The organism is Lysobacter alkalisoli, from assembly GCF_006547045.1.
In the GTDB taxonomy this organism is placed as follows: Bacteria; Pseudomonadota; Gammaproteobacteria; order Xanthomonadales; family Xanthomonadaceae; genus Marilutibacter; species Marilutibacter alkalisoli.
Window position 1 is genome coordinate 2668449 of the sequence record NZ_CP041242.1, and the last position, 16541, is coordinate 2684989.

Annotated in this window: 21 protein-coding genes; 1 reads left to right on the forward strand and 20 read right to left on the reverse strand. The window is 64.7% G+C overall.

Annotation, left to right across the window (positions count from 1 at the left end):
- Positions 1 to 114: 114 nt before the first annotated feature.
- The 4 genes from FKV23_RS11660 to FKV23_RS11675 form a co-directional block, all read right to left on the reverse strand.
- Positions 115 to 1101 (reverse strand): malate dehydrogenase, encoded by a 987-nt coding sequence (locus FKV23_RS11660; RefSeq protein WP_141623995.1) that lies wholly within the window; start codon positions 1099 to 1101, stop codon positions 115 to 117.
- Between the two features lie 49 nt (positions 1102 to 1150).
- Positions 1151 to 1510: a glutaredoxin family protein gene (locus FKV23_RS11665; RefSeq protein WP_141623996.1), complete on the reverse strand. Its 360-nt coding sequence runs from the start codon at positions 1508 to 1510 to the stop codon at positions 1151 to 1153.
- Positions 1511 to 1517: 7 nt separating this feature from the next.
- The gene (locus tag FKV23_RS11670; protein WP_141623997.1) at positions 1518 to 2723 is read right to left on the reverse strand and encodes a pyridoxal phosphate-dependent aminotransferase; all 1206 of its coding nucleotides are present in this window, start codon (positions 2721 to 2723) and stop codon (positions 1518 to 1520) included.
- 216 nt (positions 2724 to 2939) lie between these two features.
- Complete coding sequence (locus FKV23_RS11675) at positions 2940 to 3446, reverse strand: peptidylprolyl isomerase (RefSeq protein WP_141623998.1); 507 nt, start codon at positions 3444 to 3446, stop codon at positions 2940 to 2942.
- Between the two features lie 243 nt (positions 3447 to 3689).
- Here FKV23_RS11675 and typA point away from each other — a divergent pair, with 243 nt between their 5' ends.
- On the forward strand, positions 3690 to 5531 hold the full coding sequence (gene typA / locus FKV23_RS11680; protein WP_141623999.1) for a translational GTPase TypA: 1842 nt from the start codon (positions 3690 to 3692) through the stop codon (positions 5529 to 5531).
- A 98-nt stretch (positions 5532 to 5629) separates the two neighbouring features.
- On the opposite strand, the gene FKV23_RS11685 is transcribed toward typA, so the two are convergent.
- From FKV23_RS11685 to rplE, 16 genes are all read right to left on the reverse strand, one after another.
- The gene (locus FKV23_RS11685; protein ID WP_141624000.1) at positions 5630 to 7018 is read right to left on the reverse strand and encodes a class II 3-deoxy-7-phosphoheptulonate synthase; all 1389 of its coding nucleotides are present in this window, start codon (positions 7016 to 7018) and stop codon (positions 5630 to 5632) included.
- Between the two features lie 89 nt (positions 7019 to 7107).
- A complete protein-coding gene (locus FKV23_RS11690) occupies positions 7108 to 7626 on the reverse strand; it encodes a disulfide bond formation protein B (protein ID WP_141624001.1) in 519 nt (172 codons plus the stop codon).
- 186 nt (positions 7627 to 7812) lie between these two features.
- The gene (gene rplQ / locus FKV23_RS11695) at positions 7813 to 8193 is read right to left on the reverse strand and encodes a 50S ribosomal protein L17 (RefSeq protein WP_141624002.1); all 381 of its coding nucleotides are present in this window, start codon (positions 8191 to 8193) and stop codon (positions 7813 to 7815) included.
- Positions 8194 to 8379: 186 nt separating this feature from the next.
- Positions 8380 to 9378 carry a DNA-directed RNA polymerase subunit alpha gene (locus tag FKV23_RS11700; RefSeq protein ID WP_141624003.1) on the reverse strand — a complete coding sequence of 333 codons (999 nt, stop codon included), beginning with the start codon at positions 9376 to 9378 and terminating at the stop codon, positions 8380 to 8382.
- Positions 9379 to 9433: 55 nt separating this feature from the next.
- Complete coding sequence (rpsD, locus tag FKV23_RS11705; RefSeq protein ID WP_141624004.1) at positions 9434 to 10063, reverse strand: 30S ribosomal protein S4; 630 nt, start codon at positions 10061 to 10063, stop codon at positions 9434 to 9436.
- Between the two features lie 14 nt (positions 10064 to 10077).
- The gene (gene rpsK, locus FKV23_RS11710; RefSeq protein ID WP_141624005.1) at positions 10078 to 10470 is read right to left on the reverse strand and encodes a 30S ribosomal protein S11; all 393 of its coding nucleotides are present in this window, start codon (positions 10468 to 10470) and stop codon (positions 10078 to 10080) included.
- A gap of 10 nt (positions 10471 to 10480) precedes the next feature.
- Entirely contained in the window at positions 10481 to 10837 is a 357-nt protein-coding gene (gene rpsM, locus FKV23_RS11715; RefSeq protein ID WP_141624006.1) for a 30S ribosomal protein S13, read from the reverse strand.
- A gap of 423 nt (positions 10838 to 11260) precedes the next feature.
- On the reverse strand, positions 11261 to 12622 hold the full coding sequence (gene secY, locus FKV23_RS11720) for a preprotein translocase subunit SecY (RefSeq protein ID WP_141624007.1): 1362 nt from the start codon (positions 12620 to 12622) through the stop codon (positions 11261 to 11263).
- Positions 12623 to 12782: 160 nt separating this feature from the next.
- Positions 12783 to 13226, reverse strand: a complete 444-nt coding sequence (gene rplO, locus FKV23_RS11725) for a 50S ribosomal protein L15 (RefSeq protein ID WP_141624008.1) — start codon at positions 13224 to 13226, stop codon at positions 12783 to 12785.
- A gap of 5 nt (positions 13227 to 13231) precedes the next feature.
- Positions 13232 to 13429: a 50S ribosomal protein L30 gene (rpmD, locus tag FKV23_RS11730; RefSeq protein ID WP_141624009.1), complete on the reverse strand. Its 198-nt coding sequence runs from the start codon at positions 13427 to 13429 to the stop codon at positions 13232 to 13234.
- The gene (rpsE, locus tag FKV23_RS11735; protein WP_141624010.1) at positions 13422 to 13961 is read right to left on the reverse strand and encodes a 30S ribosomal protein S5; all 540 of its coding nucleotides are present in this window, start codon (positions 13959 to 13961) and stop codon (positions 13422 to 13424) included. The genes rpmD and rpsE overlap by 8 nt, the downstream gene beginning before the upstream one ends.
- Before the next feature lie 162 nt (positions 13962 to 14123).
- Positions 14124 to 14477, reverse strand: coding sequence for a 50S ribosomal protein L18 (rplR, locus tag FKV23_RS11740; protein ID WP_141624011.1), 354 nt, complete (start codon positions 14475 to 14477; stop codon positions 14124 to 14126).
- Positions 14478 to 14567: 90 nt separating this feature from the next.
- Positions 14568 to 15095, reverse strand: a complete 528-nt coding sequence (rplF, locus tag FKV23_RS11745; protein WP_141624012.1) for a 50S ribosomal protein L6 — start codon at positions 15093 to 15095, stop codon at positions 14568 to 14570.
- A 13-nt stretch (positions 15096 to 15108) separates the two neighbouring features.
- Positions 15109 to 15507, reverse strand: coding sequence for a 30S ribosomal protein S8 (rpsH, locus tag FKV23_RS11750; RefSeq protein WP_141624013.1), 399 nt, complete (start codon positions 15505 to 15507; stop codon positions 15109 to 15111).
- 165 nt (positions 15508 to 15672) lie between these two features.
- A complete protein-coding gene (rpsN, locus tag FKV23_RS11755; protein WP_141624014.1) occupies positions 15673 to 15978 on the reverse strand; it encodes a 30S ribosomal protein S14 in 306 nt (101 codons plus the stop codon).
- 16 nt (positions 15979 to 15994) lie between these two features.
- The gene (gene rplE / locus FKV23_RS11760; protein ID WP_141624015.1) at positions 15995 to 16534 is read right to left on the reverse strand and encodes a 50S ribosomal protein L5; all 540 of its coding nucleotides are present in this window, start codon (positions 16532 to 16534) and stop codon (positions 15995 to 15997) included.
- Positions 16535 to 16541 lie beyond the last annotated feature (7 nt).

Here is a 16541-nt window from a genome sequence, read left to right on the forward strand (position 1 = left end):
CATGTGGAAGAAGGACCAAAAAACACGGCTGCGCCGGAATGGAAGGGCCAAACGCAACAGAGCGGCCGCAGCCGCCCTGTTGCATGCGCGCCATCACGCAATCGATCGCCCGGCTCAGCCCAGCAGGTGGGCGACCCCAGCGCGCTCCTCCTCCAGCTCGGCCAGGGTCTTGTCCATCGCCGCGCGGCTAAAATCGTCAACCGGCAAGCCATCGATGCGGGTGTATTCACCGTTCGCACAGGTCACCGGCACGCCGTAGATCACGCCTTCCGGGATGCCGTAGCTGCCGTCGGACGGCACGCCCATCGTCACCCACTTGCCATCGGTGCCGAGCACCCAGTCACGGATGTGGTCGATCGCGGCATTGGCGGCCGAGGCAGCCGACGACAGGCCGCGCGCTTCGATGATCGCCGCGCCACGCTTGCCGACCTTCGGAATGAAATCGTTGGCGTTCCAGTCGGCGTCGTTGATCTTGTCCTTCAGCGACTCGCCACCCACGGTCGCGAAACGGTAGTCCGGGTACATGGTCGGGCTGTGGTTGCCCCACACGACCATCTTTTCGATGTCGCCGACGGCCACGCCGGCCTTGTTGGCCAACTGGCTCAGCGCACGGTTGTGGTCCAGGCGCAGCATCGCGGTGAAGTTCTTCGCCGGCAAGTCCGGCGCCGACTTCATCGCGATGTAGGCATTGGTGTTGGCCGGGTTGCCAACCACCAGCACCTTGACGTCCCGGCTGGCGACCTTGTTCAGTGCCGCGCCCTGGGCGGTGAAGATCTTGGCGTTCTCCAGCAGCAGGTCCTTGCGCTCCATGCCCGGGCCGCGCGGACGCGCGCCGACCAGCAGGGCGATGTCGGCGTCCTTGAACGCGACCTCGGCGTCATCGGTACCGACCATGCCGGCCAGCAGCGGGAACGCGCAGTCCTCGAGTTCCATCATCACGCCCTTGAGCGCGGCCTGGGCTTTCTCCATCGGCAGCTCGAGCAGTTGCAGGATGACCGGCTGGTCCTTGCCCAGCATCTCGCCGGAAGCAATGCGGAACAGCAGCGAGTAGCCGATCTGGCCGGCAGCACCGGTAACGGCAACGCGGACGGGAGTTTTCATCGGGAATTCCTTGCGTGGTAACTGTGGGGTGGACAGGCTGGAAGGAGCGTCAGAAAACACCCCGGTAACCCAGCGGTTCGAGTTTCTGTTGCAGCCCGGCGGTGTCATAGCCATGGACGACGTCCTGGCCGATCACCGTGGTCGGCACGCCGCGCGCGCGCAATGCGCGCATCGCGCGGTCGCCCTCGGGCGTGTCGACATCGAGCACGCGGTAGCGCACGTCCGCCCGCTCGAAGGCCCTCTGCTGTTTGCGACAATAGCCGCACCAGTCGGCGGCCAGCATCACGATCCGGTTGTCGCCGGTGGCGACGCGCGGATCGTCCGGATGCAGCGCGGCCGGCTCGCGGGGCCAGAGCTTCCAGGCCCCGCCGAGGGCAGCCACGAGCAGCAGCAACCAGACGATGCGCATGCGCGGATCAGGCGAGTTCGCCGAAGAATTCCTTGATGCGCGCCATGCCCGGTGCCAGCTGCGGTGTCGGACAGGTGTAGCTGATGCGCATCGCACGCGGCTCGCCGAACGCCGAGCCCGGCACGCAGGCCACGCCCTTGGCTTCCAGCAGCACGCTGCAGAAGTCGACGTCGTTGGCGATCGCCTTGCCGGTCGGGCCGTGGGTCTTGCCGAAGCTGCAGCTGATGTCCGGGAACACGTAGAACGCGCCCTGCGGACGCGGGCAGACCACGCCGGGGATGCTATCCATTACCTGCATCACCTGATCGCGCTTGGACTGGAACTCGGCGCACTTGCCTTCCGGCACGTCCTGCGGACCGGACAGTGCGGCCACGGCGGCCGCCGTGGTGATCTCCGGAATGTTGGTGATGTGGTTGGAGTTCAGCACCACCACCGCCTTGGCGACCGATTCCGGGCCGGCCATGAAGCCGACGCGCCAGCCCGGCATGCCGTAGGTCTTGGACAGCGAGTCGACGAAGATCACCCGCTCCTTCAGCTCCGGCTTCGAGTGCACGAAATTGTGGTAACCGACGCCGTCGAACACCATCTTGTTGTAGATGTCGTCGGTGATGATCCAGGTATCCGGATACTTGACGATGACTTCGGCCAGCGCATCGATCTCCGCGCGGGTGTAGACCATGCCGGTCGGATTCGACGGGTTGTTGAACAGGAATACACGCGGCTTCTTCGCCAGCGCAGCGTCCAGCTGGGCCGGGGTGAGCTTGTAGTCCTGCTCCGGCGGGCACGGCAGCAGCTCGATCTTCGCGTTGACGATCTCGGCGATGTCGAGGTAGCTGGTCCAGTACGGGGTCGGGAAGGCGATGGTGTCGCCCTCGTCGAGCAGCGCCTCGGCCAGGTTGTAGAGAATGTGCTTGGCGCCAACGCCGGTCGCGCAATTGACCCGGCCGTAGCCGGTCAGCCCCAGTTTCCCCATGTGCTCGATGAAGGCGTCGAGCATCGCGTCGGCGCCACGGTTGCTGCCGTACTGGCCGCTGTCGTGGGCCAGCGCGTTGCGGGCGGCCTCGTAGACGTGCTCGCCGGGCAGGAAGTTCGGCACGCCGATCGAGAAGCTGATGATGTCGCGGCCTTCGGCTTTCAGGCGCTTGGCCTTCTCGGCAATCTGCATGATCGCACTGGGCTTTGCGCGGCCGATACGGCTGGCGAGCTGGGGCATCGCGGGGAACCTCTCAGGGTAGGTGGGTTGAGTGGGGACGACCGCGTCAGGCGGCCGGATTTAACCCCCTGATGGTAACACGCACCCTCCCCTGCCCCAGGCGCGCAAACCGGTCGGAATGGTTATCGGCGAATGCCCCGCAGGCATGAAAACAGGCATGCAAGTCGGCGCCGGCCGAAGCCGACGCCGTTCCGGAAACCGGGCTGGAGCGCAATCTCAGGCGCGCGCGCTGGCGTCCAGGGTCTTGTTCCAGTCGGCCACGCGGTCGGCCTTGGCGGCCAGCACGGCATCGGTGTCGCCTTCGATGCTCACCGTGCGGATGCCGTCGCCCTGCTGGATCTTGTCGACCACTTCGATGCCCTCGACCACCTTGCCGAACACGGTGTGCTTGCCGTCCAGCCACGGGCACGGCACGTGGGTGATGAAGAACTGGCTGCCGTTGGTGCCGGGACCGGCGTTGGCCATCGACAGCACGCCACGCTCGTGGCTCAGACCGTTGCCGGTTTCGTCCTCGAAGCGGTAGCCCGGACCACCGGTCCCGGTACCCAGCGGACAGCCGCCCTGGACCATGAAATCGGCGATCACACGGTGGAAATTCAGGCCGTCGTAGAAGCCGCGGCGAGCGAGGTTGACGAAGCTGGCGACGGTCAGTGGCGCCTTGTCGGCGGCGAGTTCGACGCGGATCGGGCCGCGGTCGGTGTCGAAGGTGGCAATCAGGGACATGAAGGTGGCTCCTGTCAGGGCTTGCACGTCGCGAACGACGTCAGGGGAGGCTCAGGGTCCGTCAATCTGGGGCGACGGCACATGAACGGCAATGGAATTGATTCGGGCAAATGAATGCAGACCGATAAGAATACCGCAACCGGGCCTGCAACCTCCCCTCCCGGCACGCGCCGGGCAGGTTTGCACGCTATAATTGTCGGCTTCCCTCCGCGACCCTGACGTCTTCGCCGGCGTCCTTTCCGCATGTCCGCATCCAACTCCATCGAACGCCTGCGCAATATCGCCATCGTCGCCCACGTCGACCATGGCAAGACCACCCTCGTCGACTGCCTGCTCAAGCAGTCGGGCACCCTGTCCGAACGCACGGTGCTGGCCGAGCGCGTGATGGACAGCAACGACCAGGAAAAGGAACGTGGCATCACGATCCTGGCCAAGAACACCGCCATCACCTGGCAGGGCAACCGGATCAACATCGTCGACACCCCCGGCCACGCCGATTTCGGCGGCGAGGTCGAGCGCGTGCTGTCGATGGTCGACACCGTGCTGATCCTGGTCGACGCGATGGACGGCCCGATGCCGCAGACCCGCTTCGTGACCCAGAAGGCCTTCGCGATGGGCTTCAAGCCGATCGTGGTGGTCAACAAGATCGACCGCCCGGGTGCACGCCCGGACTGGGTGATCGACCAGGTGTTCGACCTGTTCGACAAACTCGGCGCGACCAACGAGCAGCTCGACTTCCCGATCGTCTACACCTCGGCGCTGAACGGCTACGCCAGCCTCGACGACAGCGTCCGTTCGGGCGACATGACCGCGCTTTACGAAGCGATCATGCAGCATGCACCCAAGCCCGAGGTGGACCCGGACGGCCCGTTCCAGATGCGCATCAGCCAGCTGGACTACAACAACTTTGTCGGCGTGATCGGCATCGGCCGGATCCAGCGCGGCACCCTGAAGAAGAACATGCCGGTCGCCGTCATCGACCGCGAAGGCAAGAAGCGCCAAGGCAAGGTGTTGCAGGTGCTGGGCTTCATGGGCCTGGAACGGATCGAGCAGGACAGCGCGCAGGCCGGCGACATCGTCGCCATCTCCGGCATTCAGGAACTGACCATCTCCGATACCGTCTGTGCCATCGATGCCCCTGAAGCCCTGCCGCCGCTGACCGTCGACGAGCCGACGATCTCGATGACCTTCCAGGTCAACAACTCGCCGTTTGCCGGCAACCGCGACCTGTCGGGCGGCAAGTTCCTGACCAGCCGCCAGATCAAGGACCGCCTGGAGCGCGAGACCGTCCACAACGTGGCCCTCAAGGTCGAGCAGCTCGAGGACGCGGACAAGTTCCTCGTCTCCGGCCGCGGCGAACTGCATCTGTCGGTGCTGATCGAGAACATGCGCCGCGAGGGCTTCGAGCTGGCAGTATCGCGTCCGGAGGTCATCATCAAGGAGATCGACGGCCAGCTGATGGAGCCGATCGAGCAGCTCGTGGTCGACGTCGAGGAGATCCACCAAGGTGGCGTGATGGAGAAGCTGGGCGTTCGCAAGGGCCAGCTGAAGAACATGGAGCCCGACGGCAAGGGCCGCGTGCGCCTGGAGTACATGATCCCGGCGCGCGGACTGATCGGCTTCCAGAACGAGTTCAAGACCCTGACCCAGGGCTCGGGCTTGCTGTTCCACGTGTTCGACCATTACGGCCCGAAGGAACAGGGTGCGATCGCCAAGCGCATCAACGGCGTGATGATCGCCAATGCCGCCGGCACCACCCCGGCCTACTCGCTGGGGCCGCTGCAGGATCGCGGCAAGCTGTTCGCGGCCGAAGGCGACTCGGTGTACGAAGGCCAGCTGGTCGGCATCCACTCCAAGGACAACGACCTGACCGTCAATGCGATCAAGCCCAAGCCGCTGACCAACATGCGCGCCTCGGGCAAGGACGACGCCATCGCGCTGAGCCCGGCGATCAAGTTCTCGCTCGAGCAGGCCCTGGACTTCATCGAGGACGACGAGCTGGTAGAGATCACCCCGAAGGAGATCCGCCTGCGCAAGAAGTTCCTGACCGAAAGCGACCGCAAGCGCGCCTCGCGCGCTGCCTGAGCCGTCGATCCGATCCGCTCCGGGAGATTGCCCGGAGCGGATCGCTCATGCTGCTCCGCGCAGCCAAAGCCGGGAAGGGCCCGTCGCGACGTCGCCAGTCAGGCCGGCGCCGCGAGCTGCGCCTGCTTGCGCACGATCAGCATCGCGATCTCCAGCGCCTGTTCGTAGTTCAGGCGTGGATCGACGGTCGACTTGTAGGCACGCTCCAGGTCGCTCTCGGTCAGCTCGCGCGCGCCGCCCAGGCACTCGGTCACGTCCTCGCCGGTCAACTCCAGGTGCACACCGCCCAGACGGGTGCCCGCGGCCGCATGCAGTTCGAACGCCTGTTCCAGCTCGCTGCGGATATTGCGGAAACGACGGGTCTTGTAACCGTTGGTGGTGCTCTCGGTGTTGCCGTGCATCGGATCGCAGACCCACAACACCCGACGGCCATCGCGACGGACCGCGTCCAGCAGCGGCGGCAGCTTGTCGGCGATGCCGGCCGCTCCCATGCGATGGATGAAGGTCAAGCGGCCCGGCTCGTCCTCGGGGTTGAGCAGATCGATCGTGCGCAGCAGCTGGTCCGGTGTCACCGACGGCCCAACCTTGAGCGCGATCGGATTGCGGATGCCGCGGAAGTATTCTGCATGGGCGCCGTCGATCGCCGCGGTGCGCATGCCGATCCACGGGTAATGGGTGCTGAGGTTGAACCAGCCCCAGTGGCGCGGCACCTGCCGGGTCATAGCCTCTTCGTACGGCAGCAGCAGCGCCTCGTGCGAGGTGTAGAAATCGACCCGGTTGATGTTGTGCACTTCGCTGCCGGACAGCGTTTCCATGAAGCGCACCGCATCGCCGATCCCGTTGACCATGCGGCGGTACTCATCCGCCAACGGTGAATGGCCGACCCAGCTCAGGTTCCAGTACTCGGGATGGTGCAGATCGGCGAAACCGCCGTCGATCAGACCGCGGACGAAGTTCATCGTCATCGCCGAGCGCGCATGCGCCTTGACCATGCGACGCGGGTCGGGCGTGCGCGCAGCGGTCGTGAACTCGGACGCGTTGACCATGTCGCCGCGATAGCTGGGGAGGGTCACGCCGTCGACGGTTTCGGTATCAGTCGAGCGCGGCTTGGCGTACTGACCGGCGAAACGGCCAACACGCACCACCGGCTTGCGCATGCCGTGAACGAGCACCAGGCTCATCTGCAGCAGCACCTTGAGCCGGTTGGAGATCACGTCCGAGCTACAGGCGGCAAAACTCTCGGCGCAGTCACCTCCCTGCAGCAGGAAGCGCTTGCCCTCCTGCGCTTCGGCCAGCTGCTGCCTGAGCGCAAGGATTTCCCATGAGGTCACCAGCGGCGGCAGCGCACGCAACTCGTCGAGCACGCCGGCCAACTCCGCTTCGTCCGGATACTGCGGCAACTGCAGCGCGGTGCGGCCGCGCCAGCTGTCAGGCGCCCAGTCGCTGGGAAGTTTCACGGCGCGGATGTTGCGTTCGGGACTCGACATGGCGAATACGACTTGTTGCGTTGCGGCAAGCCATCATCCGTCCTTCGTGGGCCTGCTGCAACGGTTACGTAGGCAACAGAGCGCCGTGTTCAGCTGCGCCTGAATGCCGCGACCAGCGCCCAGCCGGTCAACAGCACGAACCAGACCAGGCTCCAGGCCGGCATCGACAGACCGAGGAAGCTCCAGTCGACGTTGGCGCACTCACCCGAACCGGTCATCACCTTGCGGATCACGCCGGTGATCGGCATCGCCTCAAGCATGTAGTCGAGGCCGGGTCCGCAGGCCGGCACCTGGTCGGGCGGCAGGTGCTGCAGGCGGACATGATTGCCGGCGATCAGGATGCCAACCAGGCCGGCCAGCGCAGCCAGTACCCCGTAGATCCGCCGCCCAAGCGCGCCGGCCGGCGCATGCAGGCCACCGAGCAGGAACACCACGCCAAGCGCGGCGAACGCTACCCGCTGGAAAATGCACAACGGGCAGGGCTCAAGCGGATTCACTTCGCGCAGCTGCGTATACAACGCGAAGCCGATAAGGCCGGCGCAGGCCAGGAACCCCAGCAGGAAACGGGTACGGAACGAAGTGACGGCGAGGCGGCTGGCTCGATTCATGTCGCACAGCTTAAGCGCTCGGCGTGACTCTGCCCATAGTCCGGAAGGCCCGCCCATCCGGACCCGCTGCAGCGGTGGAGCACGATGCCGGGTCCACGAACATGCAAAAGCCCCGGCAGGCCGGGGCTTCGCAACACATCGTCACGATGGCAGCCGGGGCGGGAATATCACCGCCGGGCTGAGGACTTACTCGACGGCTTCGGCGACCTGCGGGCGATCGACCAGCTCGACATAGGCCATCGGCGCATTGTCACCCGCGCGGAAGCCGCACTTGAGGATGCGCAGGTAGCCGCCCGGACGCTCGCGGTAACGCGGCCCCAGCTCGACGAACAGGGTGCCGACCGCTTCCTTGTCGCGCAGGCGCGCGAATGCAAGGCGGCGATTGGCCACGCCGTCGGCCTTGGCGAGGGTGATCAGCGGCTCGGCAACGCGACGCAGCTCCTTCGCCTTGGGCAAGGTGGTGCGGATCAGGCCGTGCTTGAACAGGGACGCAGCCATGTTGCGGAACATCGCTTCGCGATGCGCGCTGGTGCGGTTGAATTTGCGACCGGATTTCTGGTGGCGCATGATCTGGATTCCTGGTGAATGTTGGACCGTTGGATTTCGCTGTCGCCATCCAGGCGTTGGAACATCGGGCTGCGGGTGGCCCTTGCCGACCCTCCGTGGGCGGCGTGCCGCGGGCCTTCTGGCCCGTCGGCGCTGGTCTTGCAATCGGCGTGGTCCGCAGCGGGCCGCAGACCACGCGCAGGTCTATCAGCCCATCATCCCGTGCGAGGCAATCCCCGCCGGCGGCCAGTTCTCGAGCTTCATCCCAAGCGAAAGACCGCGCTGGGCGAGGACTTCCTTGATCTCGGTCAACGACTTCTTGCCAAGATTCGGGGTCTTGAGCAGCTCGACCTCGGTCTTCTGGATCAGATCGCCGACGTAGTAGATGCTCTCGGCCTTCAGGCAGTTGGCCGAACGCACGGTCAGCTCCAGGTCGTCGATCGGACGCAGCAGGATCGGGTCGACGCCACCGGTCTGCGGCTTGGCCTGACCACGATCGCGCTGGGTGAAGTCGCCGAACACCGACAACTGGTCGGTGAGGATGTCGGCGGCGGTGCGCACGGCTTCCTCTGCGTCGATGGTGCCGTTGGTCTCGATGTCCAGCACCAGCTTGTCAAGGTCGGTGCGCTGCTCGACACGGGCGGCTTCGACCGCGTAGGCCACGCGACGGACCGGGCTGAAGCTGGCATCCAGCATCAGGCGGCCGATCGCACGGGTGTCCTCGTCGGGACGGCGACGGGCCGCAGCAGGCTGGTAGCCAAAGCCGCGCTCGATCTTCAGGCGCATGTTGATCGCGGTGTCCTTGGTCAGGTGCGCGATCACGTGCTCGGTATTGAGGATCTCGACGTTGTGGTCGGCCTTGATGTCGCCGGCCGTGACCACGCCCGGACCCTGCTTGCTCAGGACCAGGGTCGCAGTCTCGCCGGTATGCATGCGAATGGCGACGTCCTTGAGGTTCAACAGCACCTCGAGCACGTCCTCCTGCAGGCCTTCCACGGTGGTGTACTCGTGCAGCACGCCGTCAATCTCGACTTCGGTGATGGCGAAGCCGGGGATCGAGGACAACAGCACGCGGCGCAACGCGTTGCCGAGGGTGTGGCCGTAACCGCGCTCCAGCGGCTCGATCACGACCTTGGCGCGGTTGCCGTTGAGGCGTTCGATCTGGGGACCGCGAGGACGCAGTACCTGATTGGCGGTAACCGTCATGTTTGGGGGTCTCCTGCGAGCCTCCGGTGGGGGAACCGGAGGCACGTGAAATGGATTACTTCGAGTACAGCTCGACGATCAGCGCTTCGTTGATGTCGGACGGCAGGTCGGCCCGATCCGGGACGGCCTTGAACACACCACTGAACTTCTTGCTGTCGACCTCGACCCAGGCCGGGAGAAGGTCCATCTGCTGCGCGACGGTCAGCGACTCCTGGACACGGAGCTGCTTCTGGGCACGCTCGGACAGCGCGATCGCGTCGCCGGCCTTGACCTGGTACGAGGGCAGGTTGACGGACTTGCCGTTGACGGTGACGCCACGGTGGCTGACCAGCTGACGCGCAGCCGGGCGGGTCACCGCGAAGCCCATGCGATAGACGACGTTGTCGAGACGGGTTTCGAGCAACTGCAGAAGGTTCTCGCCGGTGTTGCCCTTCTTGGTCGAGGCCTTCTTGTAGTAGTTGCGGAACTGGCGCTCCAGCAAGCCGTAGATGCGCTTGACCTTCTGCTTCTCGCGCAGCTGGTTGGCGTAGTCGGACAACTTGCCGCGACGGGCGATGGGGCCATGCTGGCCGGGCTTCTGCTCCAGCTTGCACTTGGAGTCGAGTGCGCGAGCCGGCGACTTCAGACCGAGGTCGGCGCCTTCACGACGCGAGAGCTTGCACTTGGGACCAATATAACGAGCCATTATTCTTCAGCTCCTTAGACGCGACGCTTCTTCGGCGGACGGCACCCGTTGTGCGGGATTGGCGTCACGTCGATGATGTTGGTGATCTTGTAACCGACGTTGTTCAGCGAACGAACGGCGGACTCACGACCCGGACCCGGGCCCTTGATGCGGACTTCCAGCGACTTCACGCCGTAGTCCAGCGCGGCACGGCCGGCCTTCTCAGCGGCGACCTGCGCGGCGAACGGGGTCGACTTGCGGCTGCCGCGGAAGCCCGCGCCGCCCGAAGTCGCCCAGCTCAGCGCGTTGCCCTGGCGGTCGGTGATCGTGATGATGGTGTTGTTGAACGAAGCGTGGACGTGGGCAATGCCGTCGGTGACGACACGCTTGATCTTCTTCTTCGTTTTCGCTGCTGCTGGCTTGGCCATGATCTACCCCTTACTTCCTGATGGCCTTGCGCGGACCCTTGCGGGTACGAGCATTGGTCTTGGTGCGCTGACCGCGCAGGGGCAGGCCGCGACGATGGCGCAGGCCGCGATAGCAGCCCAGGTCCATCAGACGCTTGAGGGACATGCCGATCTCACGGCGCAAGTCGCCCTCGACCACGTACTTGCCGATCTCCGCGCGCAGGCGCTCGACTTCCGGCTCGGACAGGTCCCGGATCTTGGTCGTCTTCTCGACCCCAGCTGCTTCGCAGACCTGGACCGAACGGGTACGACCGATGCCATAAATGCTTTGGACACCTACCCAGACATGCTTCTGGGGAGGCAGATTGACGCCCGCAATACGCGCCATAACGCGATCTCCAACTAGTTTGGCGGCCGGACAGAGGCTGTCCGGCGGAGTGAATCGGAAATGATAACAAGATTCCGGCTTTTCAGGAAGCCCCGCGTCCAGACGGCGACGCAGAACCCGGCATGGGGAGTGTGCCCATGCTCCAGCGACGGACCCGGACTGTACCGTGCGGGGCAGGCCGATGTTTCCAGCCTGCCCTGCCCGGCCCGCGCACTACTCTGGTGCGCGTATGGTCCGGAACCACTCGCGCCCGGAACCGCCGCGCGAGTCGCTCATTTATGCGCCCGGGCGGAGAACCCGGGACGGCGCGGCACGTTGACGTGCCGGCTTTTGGCAGGACCGGGGTCCTGCCGACCCGCGAGACTACAGGAGAGTCCAGCGGAGAGGTGGGTCAGGCCATGATTGCCCGACCCCTGTTCAGCTTCAGGAGCGGCCTGGCAGGCCGGGCCTGGAGCCCTTTAGATTGGCCTTCTTCAGCAGGCTTTCGTATTGGTGCGACATCAGGTGAGCCTGCAACTGGGCGATGAAGTCCATCACCACGATGACCACGATCAGCAGCGAAGTGCCACCGAAGTAGAACGGGGTATTGAACTCCTTGCGCATGAACTCCGGCAGCAGGCAGACCAGCACCAGATAGGTCGCGCCAGCCGCGGTCAGGCGGGTCAACACGCCATCGACATATTCGGCAGTCGCCTTGCCCGGACGGATGCCGGGGATCAATGCGCCCGACTTCTTGAGGTTGTCGGCGGTTTCCTGCGAGTTGAACACCAGAGCGGTGTAGAAGAACGCGAAGCCAGCGATCATCCCGCCGTACAGGATCATGTGCAGCGGCTCGCCCGGACTGAGCCACTGACTGACCTGGAGCAGCCACGAGGAGGAGCTGCCCTGGCTGAACCAGTTGGCCGCGGTCGCCGGGAACATGACGATGCTCGAGGCGAAGATCGCCGGAATCACGCCCGCCATGTTGAGCTTGAGCGGCAGGAACGACGACTGGTTCATGTAGGCGCTGCGGCCGCCCTGCCGGCGGGCGTAGTTCACCGTGATCCGGCGCTGGCCACGCTCGACGAACACCACGAAGTAGGTGACGCCCAGCACGATCGCGCTGATCAGAATCGCGGTGATCGGGCTCATGTCGCCGTTGTTGACCTGCTCGAATATGTTGACCACGCCCGAGGGCAGGCCAGCGACGATGCCGGCGAAGATGATCAGCGAAATACCGTTGCCGATGCCGCGCTCGGTGATCTGCTCACCCAGCCACATCAGGAACATGGTGCCTGCGGTCAGCGCCACCACAGCCGTCAGGATGAAGCCCGGGCCGGGATTGTAGACCACCGCAAGACCCTGGCTGGCACCGCCGGCCTGCAGCGCAGTGGCAATGCCCCAGGCCTGGAAGATCGACAGCGGGATGGCGCCCATGCGCGACCACTGATTGATCTTGCGTCGGCCCGATTCGCCTTCCTTCTGGATGGCCTTCAGGCTCGGCACCATGTTGACCAGCAGCTGCATGATGATCGAGGAGGTGATGTAGGGCATCACGTTCAGCGCAAACAGGCTGAAGCGCTCCAGGGCACCGCCGGAGAACATGTTGAACATGTCGACGATGGTGCCTTCCTGGCTCTCCATCAACTGGATCATGGCCTCCGGATTGACGCCCGGCACCGGGATGTAGCAACCGATCCGATAGACGATCAGTGCGCCAATGACGAACATGAGACGCTGGCGGAGCTCGGTGAACTTGCCGAATCCACCACCGACACCGGCCATTGCACTACCGCTGCGTGACATCAAGCGCCCCCATGTACCGGTCAATTCGCATACTTTTCAAATCTCTTCTTCGGGAAGACAGCGGGTCGTCATCCATGGCGCAACATTACCGATTTCGGTGCCCGGTCATCCTGACCGGACACTCGCCGGGACGGCGCGGCATCCCGCGCCGGACCTGTCCTTACTCGCCGTCGACGACCTTGCCGCCGGCCGCTTCGACCGCGGCCTTGGCACCGGCCGTGGCCAGCACGCCCTTGAGCACGAATGCCTTGGTCAGCTCGCCCTTCTTGACGATCTTGGCCTTCTTGGCGGTGCTCGGCACCAGCTTTGCGGCGCGCAGGGCGGCGAAATCGATCTCGCCGGCCTCCAGCTTGTCCAGCTGGTACAACATCACCTCTGCGGTGTCCTTGGCGATGCGCGAGCGGAAACCGACCTTCGGCAGGCGCATGTGCATCGGCATCTGGCCGCCTTCGAAGCCGGCCTTGATCTTGCCCTTGCCCGAGCGCGCGAACGAGCCCTTGTGGCCACGGCCTGCGGTTTTGCCCAGGCCCGAACCGATACCACGACCGACCCGGGTGCGCTCGGCGCGGGCGCCGGGAGCCGGCTTGAGTGTATTCAGACGCATGATGTTTACTCCTCCACCCGGACCAGATAGTGGACCTTGTTGATCAGGCCACGAACCTGCGGGCTGTCCTTCAATTCACGGACGTCGTTGAGCTTGTTCAGACCCAGCGCACGCACCGACAGACGGTGCCGCGCCTGGGTGCCGCGCAGGCCCTTGACCAGGCGCACCTTGACGGTGCCAGTCTCGACGGACTTCTTAGCCATGAGCCAGATCCTCCACCTTCTTGCCGCGCTTGGCCGCGATCTTGGCCGGCGAGTGCATCTCGGCCAGGCCGCGCACGGTCGCGCGCACCAGGTTGATCGGGTTGCGCGAGCCGACCGCCTTGGCCAGCACGTTCTTCACACCGACCGCTTCGAGTACGGCGCGCATCGCGCCGCCGGCGATCACGCCGGTACCTTCAGACGCCGGCTTCATGAACACGCTCGCCGCACCGTGGTGCGATTTGACCGGATGCCACAAGGTGCCATTGTTCAGGTCGACGTTGACCATGTTCTTGCGTGCGTACTCCATCGACTTCTGGATCGCGACCGGCACTTCGCGTGCCTTGCCGTAACCGAAGCCAACGCGGCCCTCGCCGTCACCCACCACGGTCAGCGCAGTAAAGGTGAACTGGCGGCCGCCCTTGACGGTCTTGCTGACGCGATTGACCGCGATCAGCTTCTCGACCATCCCATCATCGATCTCTTCGCGGTTGCGATCGCGATCACGACCCCGCGGTGCCCGATCTTCTGCCATTGGATTGATTCCTGTGTTTGAAAGAAATTTGCGGCTTTGCCGCTTGGAGTTGTGTTCTGCTTCGGGTGTTCCGCAACGCGGAGAATTCCGCGCGGCGTCCGATACGGCCCGTATCGGCGGGTACAGGCTCGACGCGGGCGGCGCCCGCGCCGATTCAAGCCCTTAGAACTGCAGGCCACCCTCACGGGCAGCGTCGGCCAGGGCCTTGATGCGGCCGTGGTACCGGTAGCCCGAACGGTCGAAGGCGACCTTTTCGATTCCGGCAGCCTTGGCCTTTTCGGCGATGGCGCGGCCAACCTTGGCGGCAGCCTCGGTGTTGTGACCGTTCTTCAGGCCTTCCTTGACGACGGCCTGGGTGGTCGAGGCCGCAGCCAGGACCTTGGAGCCATCGGCGGTGAAGACCTGAGCGTACAGGTGCTGACCGGTGCGCAGCACCGACAGGCGCGGCACGCCGAGTTCGCGAATGTGCGCACGGGTCGACTTGGCGCGGCGCAGGCGAGCAATGTTCTTTTTCATATCTGAACTCCGAATGGGCAATCCCGCGGGCTTTTCCTTGGGAAGTCCGGCCACGGATGACCGGACTCTTGCGGACGGACCCGCGATCGATTACGCCTTCTTGGCTTCCTTGCGGATGATGGTTTCGTCGGCGTACTTCACACCCTTGCCCTTGTAGGGCTCCGGCGGACGGAAGCTGCGGATCTTGGCGGCAACCTCACCCACGCGCTGCTTGTCGGCACCCTGCACCACGACCTCGGTCTGCGTCGGGGTGGCGATGGTGATGCCTTCGGGAGCCGAGAACACGACCGGATGGGAGAAGCCCAGCGACAGGTTCAGGTCCTTGCCCTGCATCGACGCGCGATAACCGACGCCGACCAGCTCGAGCTTGCGCTCGAAGCCTTCGGAGACGCCCTTGACCATGTTGGCCAGGATCGCGCGAATCGTGCCGGTGATGGCCATGTCGGCCGGGGTCGCCGGCGACAGGGTGGCGACGCCGTCTTCGATGTTGATCTCGACGCTGGCCGGCCTGGCGACCGACAGGGTGCCCTTCGGGCCCTTGACGCTGACGCTTTCGGCCTGGATGTTCAGCTCGACGCCCTTTGGCAGGGCGATCGGCTTCTTGGCAACTCGGGACATGTCTATTCCTCCCTTAGGCCACGAAGCACAAAACCTCGCCGCCGACGCCCTGTTGGCGCGCCTGCGCATCGGTCATGATGCCCTTCGAGGTGGAAATGATGGCGATACCAAGGCCGTCCAGGACCTTCGGCAGGTCGGCTTTGCCACGGTACTGACGCAGACCGGAACGCGAAAAACGCTCCAGGCGCTCGATGACCGGCTTGCCTTCGTAGTACTTCAACGAGATCTCGAGTTCGGCCTTGCCGCTGCCGATCTCGGTCACGCGCGAGTCGAGGATGTAGCCCTCGTCCTTCAGGACGTTGGCGATCGCGATCTTGATCTTCGACGACGGCATCTTCACCGTCGGCTTGCGGACCGCCGCCGCATTCTTGATGCGGACCAGCATGTCGGCGATGGGATCAGTCATGCTCATGAAATGTCACCTTATGAGTAGCACCGATATCCGCGGGATTGCGAATAATTCAGCTATTGCCGCCGAAGCGGCGACACCCCGTCCGAGGGGCCCGGAAGCCTCCCGAACGGGGCGAGCCGGCAAGTCTAGCAGACCTGCCGGCAGTTTGTCGCACCAACTGGCGGGTTACCAGCTGGCCTTGCGCAGGCCCGGCACGTCGCCACGCATGGTGGCTTCGCGCAGCTTGTTGCGGCCCAGGCCGAACTTGCTGTAGACGCCACGCGGCCGGCCGGTCAGGGCGCAGCGGTTGCGCTGGCGGCTCGGCGAGGAGTCGCGCGGCAGCTTCTGCAGCTTGACGGCAGCTTCCATCTTCTCCTCGTACGAAGAAGTGTCGCTGGAGATGATCTTCTTCAGCTCTTCACGCTTGGCGGCGTACTTCGCAACCAGCTTGGCCCGCTTGATCTCGCGGTTGACCATGGAGGTCTTGGCCATTGTCTGTGTCCTTGGATCAGTTACGGAACGGGAAGCGGAAGGCCTCGAGCAGGGCCCTGGCCTCGGCGTCGGTCTTCGCGGTGGTGGTGATCGCGATGTCCATGCCGCGCAGCGCGTCGACCTGGTCGTAATCGATCTCCGGGAAGATGATCTGCTCCTTGACGCCCATGTTGTAGTTGCCGCGACCGTCGAACGACTTGGCGGACACGCCGCGGAAGTCGCGCACACGCGGCAGGGCCACGTTCACCAGACGGTCGAGGAACTCGTACATCTTGGCGCGACGCAGGGTCACCTTGCAGCCGATCGGCCAGCCGTCGCGGATCTTGAACGAGGCGACCGAGACGCGGCTCTTGGTGACCAGCGGCTGCTGGCCGGTGATCTTGGCCATGTCGGCCACCGCGTTCTCGAGGATCTTCTTGTTGGTGGCCGCTTCGCCCACGCCCATGTTCAGCGTGATCTTGACGAGGCGCGGCACTTCCATCGGGTTCTTGTAACCGAACTTCTCGGTCAGAACCGGAACCACCTCTTCTTTGTAAATCTTTTCAAGCCGGGTCATTTGGGCA